This is a genomic window from Ruegeria sp. CF8, assembly GCF_056537285.1.
The window spans coordinates 547,556-563,051 of the sequence record NZ_JBQFRG010000001.1; the positions used below are offsets into that span (position 1 = coordinate 547,556).

General features: G+C 57.3%; 18 protein-coding genes. 11 read left to right on the forward strand and 7 right to left on the reverse strand.

Annotation, left to right across the window (positions count from 1 at the left end):
- Positions 1 to 92: 92 nt before the first annotated feature.
- On the reverse strand, positions 93 to 458 hold the full coding sequence (gene secG / locus ACR0EV_RS02715; RefSeq protein WP_171174800.1) for a preprotein translocase subunit SecG: 366 nt from the start codon (positions 456 to 458) through the stop codon (positions 93 to 95).
- Between the two features lie 151 nt (positions 459 to 609).
- Between secG and nthA the strand changes: the two genes are divergently transcribed.
- The 5 genes from nthA to ACR0EV_RS02740 all read left to right on the forward strand — a co-directional run bounded on the left by nthA (position 610) and on the right by ACR0EV_RS02740 (position 3,980).
- Positions 610 to 1,224 carry a nitrile hydratase subunit alpha gene (nthA, locus tag ACR0EV_RS02720; RefSeq protein ID WP_480798679.1) on the forward strand — a complete coding sequence of 205 codons (615 nt, stop codon included), beginning with the start codon at positions 610 to 612 and terminating at the stop codon, positions 1,222 to 1,224.
- Positions 1,221 to 1,898 (forward strand): nitrile hydratase subunit beta, encoded by a 678-nt coding sequence (nthB, locus tag ACR0EV_RS02725; RefSeq protein WP_480798680.1) that lies wholly within the window; start codon positions 1,221 to 1,223, stop codon positions 1,896 to 1,898. The genes nthA and nthB overlap by 4 nt, the downstream gene beginning before the upstream one ends.
- Positions 1,895 to 2,224: a nitrile hydratase accessory protein gene (locus ACR0EV_RS02730; RefSeq protein WP_480798681.1), complete on the forward strand. Its 330-nt coding sequence runs from the start codon at positions 1,895 to 1,897 to the stop codon at positions 2,222 to 2,224. The genes nthB and ACR0EV_RS02730 overlap by 4 nt, the downstream gene beginning before the upstream one ends.
- Before the next feature lie 224 nt (positions 2,225 to 2,448).
- The gene (locus ACR0EV_RS02735; RefSeq protein ID WP_480798682.1) at positions 2,449 to 3,744 is read left to right on the forward strand and encodes an adenylosuccinate synthase; all 1,296 of its coding nucleotides are present in this window, start codon (positions 2,449 to 2,451) and stop codon (positions 3,742 to 3,744) included.
- Positions 3,744 to 3,980 (forward strand): DUF2842 domain-containing protein, encoded by a 237-nt coding sequence (locus ACR0EV_RS02740; protein WP_480798683.1) that lies wholly within the window; start codon positions 3,744 to 3,746, stop codon positions 3,978 to 3,980. The genes ACR0EV_RS02735 and ACR0EV_RS02740 overlap by 1 nt, the downstream gene beginning before the upstream one ends.
- Here the strand turns inward: ACR0EV_RS02740 and ACR0EV_RS02745 are convergent.
- Positions 3,971 to 4,543 (reverse strand): N-acetyltransferase family protein, encoded by a 573-nt coding sequence (locus ACR0EV_RS02745; protein WP_480798684.1) that lies wholly within the window; start codon positions 4,541 to 4,543, stop codon positions 3,971 to 3,973. The genes ACR0EV_RS02740 and ACR0EV_RS02745 overlap by 10 nt on opposite strands.
- A 184-nt stretch (positions 4,544 to 4,727) precedes the next feature.
- Positions 4,728 to 6,440, reverse strand: coding sequence for a hypothetical protein (locus ACR0EV_RS02750; protein ID WP_480798685.1), 1,713 nt, complete (start codon positions 6,438 to 6,440; stop codon positions 4,728 to 4,730).
- 135 nt (positions 6,441 to 6,575) lie between these two features.
- Here ACR0EV_RS02750 and ACR0EV_RS02755 point away from each other — a divergent pair, with 135 nt between their 5' ends.
- Positions 6,576 to 7,271, forward strand: a complete 696-nt coding sequence (locus tag ACR0EV_RS02755; RefSeq protein WP_480798686.1) for a thiamine diphosphokinase — start codon at positions 6,576 to 6,578, stop codon at positions 7,269 to 7,271.
- Here the strand turns inward: ACR0EV_RS02755 and ACR0EV_RS02760 are convergent.
- From ACR0EV_RS02760 to ACR0EV_RS02775, 4 genes are read right to left on the reverse strand one after another with little or no spacing between them, the layout of a single operon-like run.
- Positions 7,216 to 8,130 carry a DMT family transporter gene (locus tag ACR0EV_RS02760; RefSeq protein ID WP_480798687.1) on the reverse strand — a complete coding sequence of 305 codons (915 nt, stop codon included), beginning with the start codon at positions 8,128 to 8,130 and terminating at the stop codon, positions 7,216 to 7,218. The genes ACR0EV_RS02755 and ACR0EV_RS02760 overlap by 56 nt on opposite strands.
- A 45-nt stretch (positions 8,131 to 8,175) precedes the next feature.
- Positions 8,176 to 8,592, reverse strand: coding sequence for a GFA family protein (locus ACR0EV_RS02765; protein ID WP_480798688.1), 417 nt, complete (start codon positions 8,590 to 8,592; stop codon positions 8,176 to 8,178).
- A 24-nt stretch (positions 8,593 to 8,616) separates the two neighbouring features.
- Positions 8,617 to 9,990, reverse strand: coding sequence for an L-serine ammonia-lyase (locus ACR0EV_RS02770; RefSeq protein WP_480798689.1), 1,374 nt, complete (start codon positions 9,988 to 9,990; stop codon positions 8,617 to 8,619).
- A 1-nt stretch (position 9,991) separates the two neighbouring features.
- Positions 9,992 to 10,693: a glutathione S-transferase family protein gene (locus ACR0EV_RS02775; RefSeq protein ID WP_480798690.1), complete on the reverse strand. Its 702-nt coding sequence runs from the start codon at positions 10,691 to 10,693 to the stop codon at positions 9,992 to 9,994.
- A 167-nt stretch (positions 10,694 to 10,860) separates the two neighbouring features.
- Here ACR0EV_RS02775 and rpiA point away from each other — a divergent pair, with 167 nt between their 5' ends.
- From rpiA to ACR0EV_RS02800, 5 genes are all read left to right on the forward strand, one after another.
- On the forward strand, positions 10,861 to 11,649 hold the full coding sequence (rpiA, locus tag ACR0EV_RS02780; RefSeq protein WP_480798691.1) for a ribose-5-phosphate isomerase RpiA: 789 nt from the start codon (positions 10,861 to 10,863) through the stop codon (positions 11,647 to 11,649).
- Between the two features lie 126 nt (positions 11,650 to 11,775).
- Complete coding sequence (gene gor / locus ACR0EV_RS02785) at positions 11,776 to 13,134, forward strand: glutathione-disulfide reductase (RefSeq protein WP_480798692.1); 1,359 nt, start codon at positions 11,776 to 11,778, stop codon at positions 13,132 to 13,134.
- A gap of 72 nt (positions 13,135 to 13,206) precedes the next feature.
- Positions 13,207 to 14,352, forward strand: coding sequence for an FtsH protease activity modulator HflK (gene hflK / locus ACR0EV_RS02790; RefSeq protein ID WP_480798693.1), 1,146 nt, complete (start codon positions 13,207 to 13,209; stop codon positions 14,350 to 14,352).
- The gene (hflC, locus tag ACR0EV_RS02795) at positions 14,352 to 15,230 is read left to right on the forward strand and encodes a protease modulator HflC (RefSeq protein ID WP_480798694.1); all 879 of its coding nucleotides are present in this window, start codon (positions 14,352 to 14,354) and stop codon (positions 15,228 to 15,230) included. Before hflK ends, hflC begins: the two co-directional genes overlap by 1 nt.
- Positions 15,230 to 15,424, forward strand: a complete 195-nt coding sequence (locus ACR0EV_RS02800) for a DUF2065 domain-containing protein (protein ID WP_480798695.1) — start codon at positions 15,230 to 15,232, stop codon at positions 15,422 to 15,424. Before hflC ends, ACR0EV_RS02800 begins: the two co-directional genes overlap by 1 nt.
- Positions 15,425 to 15,496: the final 72 nt, after the last annotated feature.

The following is a 15,496-nucleotide window of genomic DNA, read 5'->3' on the forward strand; positions in this document are numbered from 1 at the left end:
CGGGACTTCACGTATAAAGGATTCGCGCCAAAAGCGCAAGAGAACCGCAAGATGCTGTTGCAGTCCTCTTTCAGGTTCCTAGGTTTTGTGGATCAGTCCGCTTGCGGGATCAGTGGCGCGTTGTCGCCCTGTGCCGGTGGCAGAAGATCATCTGCCGACGGGATCGCCGGAGTGCTTTCTTCGGTAGAAGCCGGAGCCGGAACGCCCAGACGGTCGATCACCGAGCTGCCCGACGACTTCTGAGCCGCGAGGATGGTCAGTGTAATCGAGGTCACGATAAAGCAGGCCGCCAGAATCCAGGTCAGCTTGCCCAAAGCAGTTGCCGCAGCGCGACCCGTCATGGCACCGCCACCGCCGCCGCCCATACCAAGGCCACCGCCTTCGGACCGCTGCATCAGAACAACGGCAATCAGGCCCAAGGCCAACAGAAGGTGGATGATGAGAACGACGTTTTCCATGGTGGTCCTGTACAGCGTGGCGTGTATCGCGTGGTACTTATGCAAGTTTGTCCGCGGGGGCAAGTCAGGAGTTCACATCACCACATATGATACATCATATCACGGCAACGGGACTGGACAGAACACCAATGCGTGACGCAGGCTGCGCCTTATGCCACATGACGATCACGACCACCCGCACACACTGTTGCCACCGGAACCCGCTTTGCGCGTCAAGGCGCTTGAAACGATTCTGACCCGCAAAGGGCTGATAGATCCGGCGGCACTGGATGAAATTATCGACACCTATCAAAACAAGATCGGTCCGCAGAACGGTGCGCGGGTTGTTGCCAAAGCATGGAACGATCCGGCGTTTAGGGCGGCTTTACTGGAAGATGCCACACCTGTCGTGGCGGATCTTGGCTTTTACGGTCGACAAGGCGAGCACATGGTTGTGGTTGAGAACACACCGGACCAACACAACATGGTCGTCTGCACCTTGTGCAGTTGCTACCCGTGGCCATTGCTGGGTATTCCACCCGGCTGGTACAAGTCTGACGCCTACCGTGCCCGCGCTGTGAGAGAACCACGCAAAGTGCTGGCCGAATTCGGCGTCACTCTGCCCAAGGGCACGTCTGTGCGGGTCTGGGATTCAACTGCCGAGATTCGCTACCTCGTTCTACCCACGCGACCTGAAGGCACAGACGGGATGAGCGAAGACGACCTTGCCGCGCTGGTGACGCGCGACAGCATGATCGGTACCGGCTTTCCCAAGGTGCCCTCATGACCCGCGTTCATGACATGGGAGGCCGTTTCGGAGATGGGCGGATAAACCCCGAGGCAGAGGGTGCGCCAGTCTTTGCTGAAGAATGGCACGCGCGCGCGCTGGCGGTGACACTTGCCGCAGGGTTTCTGGGGCAGTGGAACATAGACGTGTCACGACATGCACGCGAACGGCTTTCTCCAAAAGACTACGCGCGGTTTTCATACTACGAAAAATGGATATCTGGTCTGGCCGACCTGCTGGTTGAAAAAGGTGTTCTTACTTTGGAAGACCTAAATGGTGGTGGAGGGGTTGGGCCACACCCGCTGACCGAGAGAATGCTGAAAGCGGAAGCTGTCTCTGACGCATTGGCCAAAGGTGGGCCTGCTGACAGACCCTCAAACGTCGTGGCGCTGTTCTCTGTTGGGCAAGAGGTTATGACGAGTCGACCTGCCGCAAACCGGCTTGTGGATGGGGGTCATACGCGTTTGCCGATCTACGCATCAGGCGCCAAAGGGCGAATCCTGCGTTTGCATGGGACGCACGTTTTACCCGACGCAAATGCCCATGGTTTGGGCGAAGCGCCCGAGCCGCTATACGCAGTGGCCTTCCCAGCGTCTGAACTGTGGATCAACCCAGAACATCCCAAAGACGAAGTGGTGCTGGATTTGTGGCAAAGCTACCTGGTTCCGGCATGAGCAAATGCTTCACCCATACGGCCCCGGAACCCGTCTTTGCCGAACCCTGGCACGCTCAGGTCTTTGCTGTCACCGTTGCGCTGAATGAGGCTGGACGGTTCGATTGGTCTGACTGGGCGACTCGGTTCTCGAATACACTCAAGCGTCATGGCCTTGCACGGGAGCTGGATGGCGGCGACGATTATTTTCACGCTTGGTTAGAAACACTTGAGGCTATGCTCGCCGAGCAGGGGGCTGCTCTACCGCAGGATGTGAAAGACCTGCATCGGGCATGGGAAGAGGCGTATCTGACGACCCCCCACGGCCACCCGGTGCATCTGCGTTGACCACTGTCAGGGGGCTCTGCCCCCGCCGCCCGTTTCGGGCGACTCCCCAGAGGTATTTCTAGCCAGTTGAAGCAGGGGATCCGTCTTCATCTGGCCCCAAATACCTCCGCCGGAGGCATCGCGCATTAGCGCGATTTCAATCTGCGGCGAAATATCGGTTTCCCTGCGGTTTATGCCCGGCTATATGAGCCGAGTTTGATTACTCAGCACGAAAAGGACCGGATATGGCCAACGTGGTTGTTGTCGGCGCTCAATGGGGCGACGAAGGAAAAGGCAAGATTGTCGACTGGCTCAGCGAACGGGCGGACGTGATCGCGCGTTTTCAGGGCGGGCATAACGCCGGTCATACGCTGGTGATCGATGGTGAAGTTTATAAGTTGCACGCGCTGCCTTCGGGCGTCGTACGGGGCGGCAAGCTGAGCGTGATCGGCAATGGTGTCGTGCTGGACCCATGGCATCTGGTTAAGGAAATCGCGACCATCCAGGCGCAGGGCGTGGAAATAACACCTGAAACCCTGATGATCGCTGAGAACACGCCATTGATCCTGCCGATCCACGGCGAGTTGGACCGCGCGCGGGAAGAAGCCGCCAGCAAGGGGACTAAGATCGGGACCACAGGCCGTGGGATCGGGCCCGCTTATGAAGACAAGGTTGGACGCCGTTCCGTGCGCGTTGCTGATCTGGCGGACGAAGCCACGTTGGAAGCCCGAGTGGACCGCGCGCTGCAGCACCACGACCCGCTGCGCAAAGGTTTGGGGATCGAGCCAGTTGATCGCGACGCGCTGATTGCTCAGTTGAAAGAGATCGCGCACGAGATTTTGCCGTTTGCGGCGCCCGTGTGGAAAGTGCTGAACGAAAAGCGCAAAGCGGGTAAGCGTATCCTGTTCGAAGGTGCGCAAGGCGCGCTGCTGGACATCGACTTTGGCACCTATCCCTTTGTGACGTCCTCGAACGTAATCGCTGGTCAGGCTGCAACGGGTGTTGGTATTGGGCCGGGATCGATCGATTTTGTACTGGGCATTGTCAAAGCTTACACCACTCGTGTGGGTGAAGGCCCATTCCCGACTGAGCTGGAAGACGCAGATGGGCAGCGCTTGGGTGAGCGTGGGCACGAGTTTGGCACGACAACCGGCCGTAAGCGTCGCTGCGGTTGGTTCGATGCCTGCCTGGTGCGCCAGACCTGCGCGACCAGTGGCGTGAACGGTATTTCTTTGACAAAGCTGGACGTTCTGGACGGGTTTGAAACGCTGAAAATCTGCACCGGATATGAGCTGGACGGTGAACGGCTGGACTATCTGCCCACCGCGGCCGATCAACAGGCACGTTGCACCCCCATCTATGAAGAAATGCCGGGGTGGAGCGAATCGACGGAAGGCGCGCGCAGCTGGGCCGATCTGCCGGCCAACGCGATCAAATACGTGCGCCGTGTAGAAGAGCTGATCGAATGCCCAGTGGCGCTTTTGTCCACCAGCCCGGAGCGGGACGACACCATTTTGGTGACAGACCCGTTTGCTGACTGATGGCCGAGGAAAAGAAACCGGGACTGAGCTACAAGGCGCGTCGGCGGTGGTCGCTGGTGATCCTCGTTATTGGCCTGCCGCTTTATATCGTTGCGGTGGTGACAGTTGTGAACTGGTTGGATCGCCCTCCGATCTGGGTTGAGCTTCTGGTCTATGTCGTACTTGGCATTCTTTGGGCTTTGCCGTTCAAGTTCGTTTTTCGCGGCGTTGGCAAAGAGGATCCGGATCAGTCCTGAATCTCTTGAGAAACCTGTGTCTGGTTTGGCCAGCTGAGTACCGCACGTGCAAACGCGCGGTACTCGCTTGTGATTTCTTTGGCCATGCTGAAAGGGGTGGGCCACGGGGTGGTCAGGGTCGCCTCGACCTGGCCTGGTACAAGAGTTAGCTCTGCGTTGTGCTTTGCGGCAAGGCGTCTCATTTTCTGATTGGTCGCAAGGCATAACATATGAACCTCTCTGATCCCTCGGTTTTGAGCGATCGTAATGAGGCGAGACAGCAAAGCGTCTCCAATCCCCTGATCTTGCCAAGCTTTTTCAACCGTAAAGGCTGCTTCGGCGACATGGTATTTGTGGTCAGGTATCAGACGCAATTCTCCTACTCCGCGCAAACAAGAATCCGGGAAAGCTCCGAAAACAAATGCTGCATCAGCAAACATATTGGATAGGTAATCTTGCACCCCCTGTGGCTGAACGGGTGTGCCAAAGCGTGAAAACAATACCTCCTCATCCAGGCTGTTGAAATGGCTTGAAATTAAGGCGTGGTCATGTCTTCGAAGTCGGCGAATTATGATGTCTTGCATAGCACTGCCTCAGTCTGAAACGGATATCATGACGAGAGTTTTACCGTGAAACTGTACCATAATTCTGCGTCGCAGCATAAGCTGTTTTGACGCGCTTCCTGAATAGCTGCGCACCATGCTCTGTTTAGTTTGCAAAAAAAAGGGCCGGGATTTACCCGGCCCTGCTTGTCTATCTTCACGTCAGTTAGCCCACTGCGCGTTCATCATCCGGGCGAAAGCCGATCAGATTAGAGGCGGCAAAACGGCCACCACCGGCTTTCTCGATTTTGCCGTCGCGCAGCAATTGACCAAATGAACGCAGGCTTTCTTCACGATTGAACTCATCCTGCTTCAAAGAGCGGACTTTGTTCATCAGTTGTGGGCGCGAGAACTGTTCCTGACCTTCAATAAAGGACAGATAAGCTGCTGCCGCTTCCAGAAGGTCAGGCAGCGATTGAGCGCCCTGGTCCTGTGCGAACTGGGCAAAGCCGCCTTCTTCCGAACCGCTTTCTTCCACATCAGTGGTGACGCGGCGGGGCATCACGGGGCCGGTCGGTTCGCTCTGATCGTCAACGCGCTGCTCAGCTACCAGTTTCAGCGGGGCCGGAGCATCTGCTTCGGGGCGCGCACTGGTCACCTTCACTTCGGGGCGGCGGGGGCTGACCACAGATTCCAAATCGCCACGATATTCGTCAGCCTTTGAGGATGCAGTATCTGCGTCATCCAACTCTGCCTCGGTCGCAGCGACCGCTGTACGCAGGTGCGAATAGGCTTCTCGCGCATCGCTGCTGGACGGATCATCCATATGCTCACCGGTTTTGGCCATCAAACGCAGCACATCCTGATCTGGATCGGCGTCATCAGCCAGCTTTTGGCTTGAGCGCTCAGAGAACTCTGACTCGATCTCGGAAATCTCGCTCAGCAGGTTTTCTTCATCTTCAGCCGTCAACAAGCCATGGGTTTGATCGTCCTGTGAGTCTTCGGATGCTTCTTCCGAAGTCTCGATCACCACGTCCTCTACATTCAGGATGTTTGGAACGTCCTCTTCTTCGGTTTCGTCTTCTGCATCATCTTCCAAATCCGCAAACAGCGGTTCGGCGGGAAGTTGCTGCATTTCGGGGATGTCTTCGAGGCTGTCAACCTGCACGTGCTCGGGGGTCATGGACACTTGCAGGTTGTCAGCTTCAACAGTTGGGGCTTCTGCTTCGACAGCTTCGACTTCGTCTGTTTCTTCAGTCTCTTGTGCCTCTGTCGTTACATCGACGATCAAGTCATCTGTATCTTCGGACTCGAACTCTTCACCAATAGGTGCCTGTGGTTCTTCGGCTGTTGGAGCAGCCGGCTCTTCAAAGTCTTCCGCGCTCAGCGCGCCGGCCTCAAAAGCAGCGGCGACTGCGTCCACCTGAGGTTTGGAACCAGCCAACAAAGATGTGTCTTCATCTTCAGAGTAAGCTGCGGGAGGGACGTCAGAATGCGAAACCACGGCGCGAATACGCTGCAGCTTGGCCGCGATGCTGTCAGCCGCCGGAGGAGGAGTGTCTCCGACTGGTTTCGCCTCGGCAAACTCGGTCGGGGCCGGATTTTGTTGTTCCTGAATGGGGGTGTGCGCCATGGACGTGGCGGCGGTGTGCGAGACCGGTTCTTGATACGTGGCTTCGGGTGTTTGTGTGGCGCGCAGCAGCAGTCCGGATTCGCTCTGGCTGGCTTCTACCCGCTGCGATGCATCGCGCCGGGCAATGCGGGTCAGCATTTCAGCATCAGGTTGAGGGGGCTCTGAGCCGAAATAGCGGTCATCCGCTGCGAGGTCACGAAAATACTCGGCGATGGCTTTCATCGTCTCAAAGGAATCGTCAAATCCTTCCAAAGTGCAGGAGAAGGTTCCATAAGAAACGGTCAATACCTTGTTATTCTGTACCATCAGACGCACGTCCTTTACAAACTACGAGAGCCAGCTTACCCGGAATCGGGAGCACACACTGGCTCGGAACTTTTCGCATGAACCTATCATTTTGTGGTCTTAATGTGTCCAAATCCGGGAAAAATGGCCAATCTTGTGAAAAATGAGCCAATTGTACGCTCAACGGATCCAATTGGACTGTTTGGAGGGGGATTTGTCGGTGCAGAAGACCTGAATCTGGTGCTGAAGCGCGTCAAATCTGTTGTTGCCGCTGACGGTGGTGCGGCAATTCTTACAGAATCAGGGCATATCCCGGATGCTGTCATAGGTGATTTCGATTCGCTGGACGCGGTGACGAAAGCGAAAATACCACCCGAGCGTCTATTTTCGGTCCGCGAACAGGACAGCACTGACTTCGACAAAGCCCTGCGTAGTGTGCAGACCCCATTGGTTCTAGGGGTGGGGTTTCTGGGTGGGCGGCTGGATCATCAACTGGCTGTTTTGAATACTTTGGTCAGGCGGCAGGATCAGGCGTGCATTCTATTGGGCGAGCATGAGGTGGTCTTTCACGCGCCGCCGCGCATTCACCTGCCCGTTGATCCTGGAGATGTTGTTTCGCTATTTCCATTATGCCGGGTCACAGGACGCAGCACCGGGCTGGAATGGCCAATCGAAGGGTTGGAGTTTGAGCCAAACGGTCAGGTGGGCACATCCAACCGAGCACTGGCCGAGGTTGAGTTGCTGATGGATGGGCCGGGGCTTTTGGTTATGATCCCGCGTTCCGCGCTGGATCGGCTTATGCAGGTGTTTCTGTTGGGGCAGACCGGGCGCTGGCCCGCTCGCGCAAAATGACATAGAGGCCCGCGGCGATTGTTATCAAAATGCCAATCGCGGCTAGTCCGTCCGGCAAGTCGCTGAATATCACCCAGCCGATCAGGGTTGCGACGGGAATTTCCAGATATTGCATGGGGGCCAACGTGGCCGAAGGTGCATAGCGCAACGACCAGGTCATCAGCAGATGGGCGACCGTGCCCAATACTCCGATCGCCAGCAAAAGCCAGTTCATATCGGTGGCAGGCAGCGTTGCAGAGATCTCCCATACGTCAAGGAGCGTTCCAATCACCAGAACCGGCGTTAACACCAAAGTGGCAAGAACGCCCGACACCGCCTGCAATGACACAGGGTCCGTCTCTTTCGCGATCTGCCGCGTGACCAACATGAACAGGGCAAAGACAACTGCAACGATCAGGGGCAATAGTGCCGGAGCACCGACCTCGGCAAAGCTGGGTTGGATAACCAAAAGTGTGCCGATAAATCCGACGATGCAGGCTATCAGACGGCGGGCACCAACTTCTTCGCCCAGCACGTATTTACCCAACAACAGCATGATGAACGGCATGACAAAAGCGATTGCGATAGCATCCGCCAGTGGCAGGAACTGAAGGGCGCTGAACATCGCTGTGATACCAATGATATGCAAAAATGTGCGGATCACGGTCAGGCGCAGGATGCGCCCGCGCATGCGCCATGGTCGTCCGGTTAAGGCAATCAGCGGAATCAGGATCAAGGCTTGTACAGCAAAGCGGACTGTAACCAGCAATCCCAACGGGGTCGTCTCGCCCAACAACTTGGCCATTGAATCGCCCAATGGCGCAAGCACGCAGAAACCAAGCATCAAAACAATGCCAAAGACGGGACGATCCTGAGTCATGCCTGCGACGCTAGCCGTTTCGCGAAAGAGTGGAAAGGTCCGACGTCAGGCTTTCGGTAGAGGCTGAACCTTAGTGTAGTCTGGCCCGACACAGGTGGGCAAACCGTCATCAAGGCGCAGCCAGCTCAGCTTTTCTTCGTGCGAAACATGAAGCGTTGGTTGCAACGCCTCTGGGGACTCTAACGTCGCGACATAAAGATGCAGAACATCTGACATCTTGGCCGAACGGAACGAGATCGGTGTGCCGCAATGCGGGCAAAAGCTGCGCTCAACTCCGGGTGAAGAATTGAAGCGCTTAGGTTCTTCCCCGATCCAGCGCCACTGCCCGTCGCGAACCGCGAAATAGGTGGTCATCGGAGCTGCGCATTGGCGACGGCAACTGTCGCAATGACACGTCACACAAGACAGAGCAGGAGAGTCGACTTCGTATTTGATTTTGCCGCACAGGCAATGACCACGCATGCCGACCCCCGTCTGTTGTTGCGATCAGCAGTTTGGCACGTTCACTGCCAACCCGCCCAGCGAAGTTTCTTTGTACCTCTCGTGCATATCAAGCCCGGTTTGCCGCATGGTTTCAATTGCCGAATCCAAAGGCACAAAATGCTGACCATCACCTCGCAGCGCGAGCGACGCTGCAGAGACTGCCTTGATGGCGCCCAACCCGTTACGCTCGATGCAGGGTACCTGAACCAGCCCCGCAACCGGATCGCAGGTCATGCCCAGATGATGCTCCAGTGCAATCTCGGCCGCGTTTTCCACCTGCTCTGGTGTGCCGCCCATTACAGCACACAGCCCGGCTGCAGCCATCGCCGAGGCGCTGCCCACTTCGGCCTGACATCCGGCTTCAGCGCCCGAAATCGAAGCATTGAACTTGACCAGCCCGCCAATGGCAGCTGCGGTCAGCAGGAAATCTTCGATATGACTTTCCGAGGCACCGGGAACGTGGTCGAGGTAGTAACGCAGCACGGCAGGCAAGACGCCTGCAGCGCCATTGGTGGGGGCGGTGACAACCTGCCCACCGGCTGCGTTTTCTTCGTTCACGGCCATGGCGTAAACGCTCATCCAGTCATTGATTGTGTGTGGCGCGGTCAGGTTCATCCCACGCTCGGCCATCAGAGCGTCAAAGATGCCCTTGGCGCGGCGACGTACGCTCAGGCCTCCGGGCAGAATACCTTCAGTCCTCAGGCCGCGTTCAATGCAGTCGTTCATCACCTGCCAGAGCCGGGCCGAACCTTTTGCAAAACTGTCCGCACATCCCCGTGCGATTTCGTTTTCGCGTTTCATTTGTGCGATGGATTTGCCGCTTGAATTCGCCATTTCAAGCATTTCAGCAGCTGATTTGAACGGATAGGGAACCGGATCACCTTCTTCGGTGGCTTTGCCTTCGGCCAGTTCCTCTTCGGTCAGAACGAAACCACCACCGATGGAATAGAACACCTGCCGAAGGATCACGTCGCCCTGCGCGTCAGTTGCCATCAGGATCATCCCGTTGGCATGGCCGGGCAGGTTGTTGTCGTAGTCAAAGACCAGATCGGTTTTCGGGTCGAACGTCAGCGTCGGCAGACCTTCGGGCGACACGGTATGCGTATCGGCAATGGCAGCAAGTGCAGCCTCGGCTTTGTCATTGTCATACGTGTCGGGCACAAACCCGGCCAGGCCCAGAATGGTTGCCCGGTCGGTCGCGTGGCCGACACCGGTAAACGCCAGCGAGCCGTGCAATGACCCCCTGAGGCCCGAAAACTCAAACGGCGACGCGCGCATCATGTCCAGAAAGCGCGCGGCAGCTACCATGGGGCCCATGGTGTGAGAAGAGGACGGGCCGATGCCCACTTTGAACATATCGAAGACAGAGAGGAACATATCAGATAGCTGAGCCTTCTGGAGGGTTGGCGTGAACAGGGGATGTGAACGGGGTGGCCCCAAGACCTTCTGCGGCTATGGCCGAACGGGTCGCGGGGCGTGTTTCAAGGTGCGCCAGCATTGTTTGCAGACAAGGTGTATCGGCCAGCTGGTACCAACTGCGGTCTGCCTGAGCTGGGTAGAGCGCCATCCAGCGCATCATGCACGCAACGTAATAAGTCAGCACAGATGGTTGGTCAGCGCAGAACCAGCCCGGCGCGCGTTTTGCTACAGTATCCAGCAGTTGCAGGTGGTGCCTAAGACGCGGGCGAATGCCAGTCCGCAATGTGTCGGCCTGTGACGGGTCTATGTATTTCTCAGCGTAAAAGAGGATACGCAGGTCCGCGTGCAACGTATTGGACGCAAAAAACAACCACTTCAGAAAATCCGCACGCGCAGGGTCACCTGCCGCAGGTGCAAGCTGGTCGTGACGCTCGGACAGCCAAAGCAAGATCGCCGCGGTTTCAAAGATCGGCCCTTGGGGTGTTTCCAGAACCGGGATCAACCCGTTGGGGTTCAAGGCACGGTATGCGGCACTGTCCTGTTCGTTGCGGCGGCGATCCACCAGAACGGTTTCATAGGGCTCGCCCATCTCCTCCAGCGCCAGGCGGATCACCAGCGAGGCATTGTCGGGGGCATAGTGCAGGCGGTACGGCGTCAACATGGCGGCAACTTATAGCGCTAAGATGAACTTGTAAGACATGATTGCGACGTTTCCGATAGGAAACGCGTAGTCCTGGGCCATCTTTGGGTTCGTCGCACCGCGAATTGGGGTCGCAGTTACGCCGCTCATTCCCTATAACTCGGGCAAGCCAATTTAGGACAGCTGCCATGACCGGAGATCTTTCGCCTATCGACACTGCGAAATACGTGGCTGCGCGCCGCGCGGCCGAGATGGTCGAGGACGGAATGCGCGTTGGCCTGGGCACAGGTTCCACGGCCGCATGGCTGGTCAGACGCCTGGGCGAGAGGGTTCAGCAGGACGGCTTGCGGATCAAGGGTGTGCCAACGTCAACGCGTACCGCGCAACTTGCCCGAGAGGTCGGGATTGAAGTGATTTCGTTGGATCAGGCCGGATGGCTGGACCTGACAATCGACGGAGCAGACGAGTTTGACAGCGACTTGAACCTGATAAAAGGCGGCGGTGGCGCGCATTTGCAGGAAAAGATCGTAGCGACTGCCAGCGACCAGATGATCGTCATCGCTGATTCCGGGAAAGAGGTTGAAACGCTGGGCGCTTTCCCTTTGCCGGTCGAAGTGGTTCCTTTTGGGTGGCAAACCACACGCACCCTGATCGAAGAGGCGCTGGATACGATGGATGTTCTCGGGACGACATCAGTGCTGCGTATGAACGGCGAGGCCCCGTTTGTAACGGATGAGGGAAACCATATTCTGGACCTTCATCTGCAACGCATCGGCAATCCGCGCCAGATGGCGTTGATCCTCAATCAGGTGCCGGGCGTCGTCGAAAACGGCTTGTTCATCGATATCTGTGACAAAGTCGTGATTGGGCACGGCGACGGTCGTGTCGAATTGAGGGATATAAATGCAGGGACCATCCAACTGGATCAGTTGCTTGGGGGCACTCGTGACAACCTGTTTTCCGATGTTTCGGACTGACATTGATGCCCTTATCCCCGACAAGCGTCAGTGAATGTTCGAAATTTCAGTGCCCGGGGGTTGGCACCGGGGTTTTTGCGCCCAGATATCCAGAGAATTTTTGCAAGTTGAACGAAGGAAACCGGCATGAGCTTTGACTATGATCTTTTTGTCATCGGCGGAGGCTCGGGCGGGGTCCGCGCAGCGCGCGTGGCAGCGGGTGAGACCGGAGCCAAAGTCGCACTTGCTGAAGAAGACCGCTATGGCGGGACCTGTGTGATCCGGGGCTGTGTGCCCAAGAAGCTGATGGTTTTTGCCAGCGAGTATTCGGGAATGGTCGGCGATGCGCAAGCCTATGGCTGGGACATTCAGCCCGGTGCCTTCAACTGGAACACCTTTCACGACAAGCTGGTTACGGAATTGGATCGGCTGGAAGGGATCTATCGTAACATCCTGAAAAACAACGGTGTTGAAAGCTTTGATCAGCGCGCACGTCTGGTGGACGCGCATACGGTCGAGTTGGCCGATGGTACCCGCAAAACCGCCAAGCACATCCTGATCGCAACCGGAGGCCGCCCGGTCGTGCCCAATTTCCCTGGATCAGAGCTGGCGATCACGTCGAACGAGATTTTCCACTTGGACAAGCTGCCCAACAGCATCCTGATAGTCGGAGGTGGCTATATCGCCAGCGAATTCGCCGGGATCATGAACGGGCTGGGCGTCAAGACCACGCAATTCTATCGCGGCGCGCAAATCCTGCGCGGCTTCGATGAAGAGGCGCGGGGGTTGATCTGTGAAGAGATGCGTCAAAACGGCATCGATGTGCGTTTGGGCACCAATGTGCTGGAGATGACCAAAGACGGAGACCAGATCCGTGTGAAAGCGACCGATGGTACCGAAGACCGCTTTGACGTGGTCATGTACGCCACCGGTCGTACCCCGAATGCAGATAATTTGGGGTTGGAAGACTTGGGCGTTGAGCGCGGTCGCAAAGGTGAAATCGTTGTAAATGAATATAGCCAGACCGCCGTGCCCTCGATCCACGCCATTGGCGACGTTACGGACCGGGTGAACCTGACGCCAGTAGCGATCCGCGAAGGCATGGCTTTTGTCGAAACCGTGTTCAAAGGGAATCCGACCCCTGTGGATCATGAACTGATCCCAACCGCGATCTTTACGCAGCCGGAATTTGGCACAGTTGGCCTCAGCGAAGAACAAGCAGCCGCCCAAGAACCGATCGAAGTCTATGCCACTTCGTTCAAGCCGATGCAAAAGTCATTCGCTGGCGGAACGCAGCGGGTTTTGATGAAGCTGTTGGTCAGCCAGGCCACGCGAAAGGTACTGGGGTGCCACATTGTTGCCCCTGGTGCGGGTGAGATGATCCAGCTTGCAGGTATTGCCGTAAAGATGGGCGCGACCAAAGAAGATTTTGACCGTACTGTCGCCGTGCATCCGGTGATGGCCGAAGAACTGGTGACAATGCGGCAACCTGTGCGCACGGCTTGATTTGCAACCGCGCGCACACAAGTTACAAAGGACGCCGTGATCACACGGTCAAACACAAGGGAACATATACATATGGCGGGCAACAGCGGTGGCCCCTGGGGGGGCGGAGGCTCTTCCGGTGGTGGAGGAAATCGGGGAAATAACGGGGACGGGCGCAAGCCACCCGAAGGCGATGGCCCGCAGATCCCCGAGATCGATGAGCTGATGAAAAAAGGCCAAGAACAGCTGCGCGTCCTGATGGGCGGTCGCGGCGGCGGTGGCCGTGGCAGCAATGGCCAGGGTTCAGGCGGTGGCGGCCCGATCTTTACCAAGGGCACCGTTATTATTGGTGGCTTGGTGGCTGTTGGCCTGTGGGCGGCGGCGAGTTTCTACACGGTTAAGCCGGAAGAACAGTCAGTTGAGCTGTTTCTGGGTGAGTTTTCAGCCGTTGGAAACCCAGGTCTGAACTTTGCGCCTTGGCCAGTAGTGACTGCTGAAGTTATTCCGGTCACCCGTGAACAAACCGAAGATATGGGCGGGACACGCGGCAGCGACGATGGTCTGATGCTGACCGGCGACGAAAACGTGGTCGACATCGACTATCAGGTCGTTTGGAACATCAACGACCCAGCCAAGTTCCTGTTCAACCTGCGCGATCCGCGTCAGACGATCCGCGCCGTGTCGGAATCGGCGATGCGTGAGATCATCGCGCAAAGCGAGCTGGCACCGATCCTGAACCGGGACCGTGGTGTCATTGCTGAACGTCTGCAGGAACTTATCCAATCTACCATGGACAGCTACGATTCGGGTGTGAACATCATCCGTGTGAACTTTGACAAGGCTGACCCGCCGCAGGACGTGATTGCCGCATTCCGCGACGTTCAGGCCGCTGCGCAGGAACGTGACCGTCTGCAAAATGTGGCCGACGCCTATGCAAACCGCGTGTTGGCGGAAGCCCGTGGTGAAGCCGCGCAGGTACTGGAAGAGGCCGAAGCGTATCGCGCCCAGCAGATCAACAGTGCACAGGGTGAGGCCAGCCGCTTCAGCGCGGTTCTGGAAGAATACTCCAAAGCGCCGGATGTGACCCGGAAGCGTCTGTACCTGGAGCGGATGGAGCAGGTTCTGGGTGATGTCGACAAGATCATCCTGGACGAGAACTCGACCGGTCAGGGGCAGGGCGTCGTACCCTATCTGCCGCTGAACGAACTGCGTCGCAACCAACCTGCGGAGAGCAACTGATGCGTAAGTCGCCTATTATCGTTATCGTCATTGCCATTCTGGGCGTAGTTGGTCTGTCCTCGATCTTTATCGTAGATGAGCGCGAACGCGCGTTGGTGCTGCAATTCGGCCGCGTTGTGGCTGTGAAGGAAGAGCCGGGTTTGGCTTTCAAGATTCCTCTGATCCAGGAAGTGGTTCGCTACGACGACCGTATCCTTTCCATCGACGTTCAACCGCTTGAGGTAACACCTCTGGATGACCGTCGTCTGGTGGTCGATGCGTTCGCACGTTACCGGATTTCTGATCTGGAACAGTTCCGTCAGGCTGTTGGTGTTGGTGGCGTTCCTGTCGCCGAAGACCGTCTGGACCGTATCCTGCGCGCGGAAACGCGGGAAGTTCTGGGTTCGGTGTCCTCGCGTGACATCCTCAGTTCAGACCGTGCGGCTTTGATGCTGCGCATCCGTAACAGCGCGATAGCCGAAGCGCGCGCGCTGGGTGTCAACGTGATCGACGTACGTCTGAAAGCGACGGACCTGCCGCAGGCCAACCTTGAGGCCACTTTCGACCGGATGAAGGCTGAACGGGAACGTGAGGCGACCGACGAACGCGCCCGAGGGAACGAGGCCGCGCAGCGTGTGCGCGCGCAAGCCGACCGGACCGTGGTTGAACTGGTGTCGGACGCCAACCGCGAAGCCGAGATCATTCGCGGTGAGGCTGACGCCGAGCGTAACGCAATCTTCGCCGAAGCCTTTGGCAAAGACCCGGAGTTTTTCGAATTCTACCGCTCTCTGTCTGCCTATGAGCGGGCGCTACAGGGTGGCAACAGCTCGATGGTACTGAGCCCGGATTCCGAGTTCTTCAACTACCTGAAATCACCCACAGGGCAGGCGACCCAGTAATGGGTATGATCCTTCTGGCCTTTGGGCTGGTGCTGATTGTCGAGGGGCTGGCCTATGCGCTGGCCCCTTCGCTTATTGAACGTATGCTCGAAGCACTACGTTCAGTGCCAGAACAGGCGCGCCGATTAATGGGGCTGCTTTGTGTCATAAGCGGGTTGATCCTGCTTTGGGGGGCGCATCAGCTGGGTTTTTGAGGGTATGCCTTCACTTGGCAGTGAATTCCCCGCGATCCTGAGTTGCTCGTCCGATCAAACTGACTACATTGG

Coding starts and splice junctions, on each gene's coding strand:
- secG (WP_171174800.1), bottom strand. CDS start 458: ATGGAAAACGTCGTTCTCATCATCCACCTTCTGTTGGCCTTGGGCCTG.
- nthA (WP_480798679.1), top strand. CDS start 610: ATGCCACATGACGATCACGACCACCCGCACACACTGTTGCCACCGGAA.
- nthB (WP_480798680.1), top strand. CDS start 1,221: ATGACCCGCGTTCATGACATGGGAGGCCGTTTCGGAGATGGGCGGATA.
- ACR0EV_RS02730 (WP_480798681.1), top strand. CDS start 1,895: ATGAGCAAATGCTTCACCCATACGGCCCCGGAACCCGTCTTTGCCGAA.
- ACR0EV_RS02735 (WP_480798682.1), top strand. CDS start 2,449: ATGGCCAACGTGGTTGTTGTCGGCGCTCAATGGGGCGACGAAGGAAAA.
- ACR0EV_RS02740 (WP_480798683.1), top strand. CDS start 3,744: ATGGCCGAGGAAAAGAAACCGGGACTGAGCTACAAGGCGCGTCGGCGG.
- ACR0EV_RS02745 (WP_480798684.1), bottom strand. CDS start 4,543: ATGCAAGACATCATAATTCGCCGACTTCGAAGACATGACCACGCCTTA.
- ACR0EV_RS02750 (WP_480798685.1), bottom strand. CDS start 6,440: ATGGTACAGAATAACAAGGTATTGACCGTTTCTTATGGAACCTTCTCC.
- ACR0EV_RS02760 (WP_480798687.1), bottom strand. CDS start 8,130: ATGACTCAGGATCGTCCCGTCTTTGGCATTGTTTTGATGCTTGGTTTC.
- ACR0EV_RS02765 (WP_480798688.1), bottom strand. CDS start 8,592: ATGCGTGGTCATTGCCTGTGCGGCAAAATCAAATACGAAGTCGACTCT.
- ACR0EV_RS02770 (WP_480798689.1), bottom strand. CDS start 9,990: ATGTTCCTCTCTGTCTTCGATATGTTCAAAGTGGGCATCGGCCCGTCC.
- ACR0EV_RS02775 (WP_480798690.1), bottom strand. CDS start 10,693: ATGTTGACGCCGTACCGCCTGCACTATGCCCCCGACAATGCCTCGCTG.
- rpiA (WP_480798691.1), top strand. CDS start 10,861: ATGACCGGAGATCTTTCGCCTATCGACACTGCGAAATACGTGGCTGCG.
- gor (WP_480798692.1), top strand. CDS start 11,776: ATGAGCTTTGACTATGATCTTTTTGTCATCGGCGGAGGCTCGGGCGGG.
- hflK (WP_480798693.1), top strand. CDS start 13,207: ATGGCGGGCAACAGCGGTGGCCCCTGGGGGGGCGGAGGCTCTTCCGGT.
- hflC (WP_480798694.1), top strand. CDS start 14,352: ATGCGTAAGTCGCCTATTATCGTTATCGTCATTGCCATTCTGGGCGTA.
- ACR0EV_RS02800 (WP_480798695.1), top strand. CDS start 15,230: ATGGGTATGATCCTTCTGGCCTTTGGGCTGGTGCTGATTGTCGAGGGG.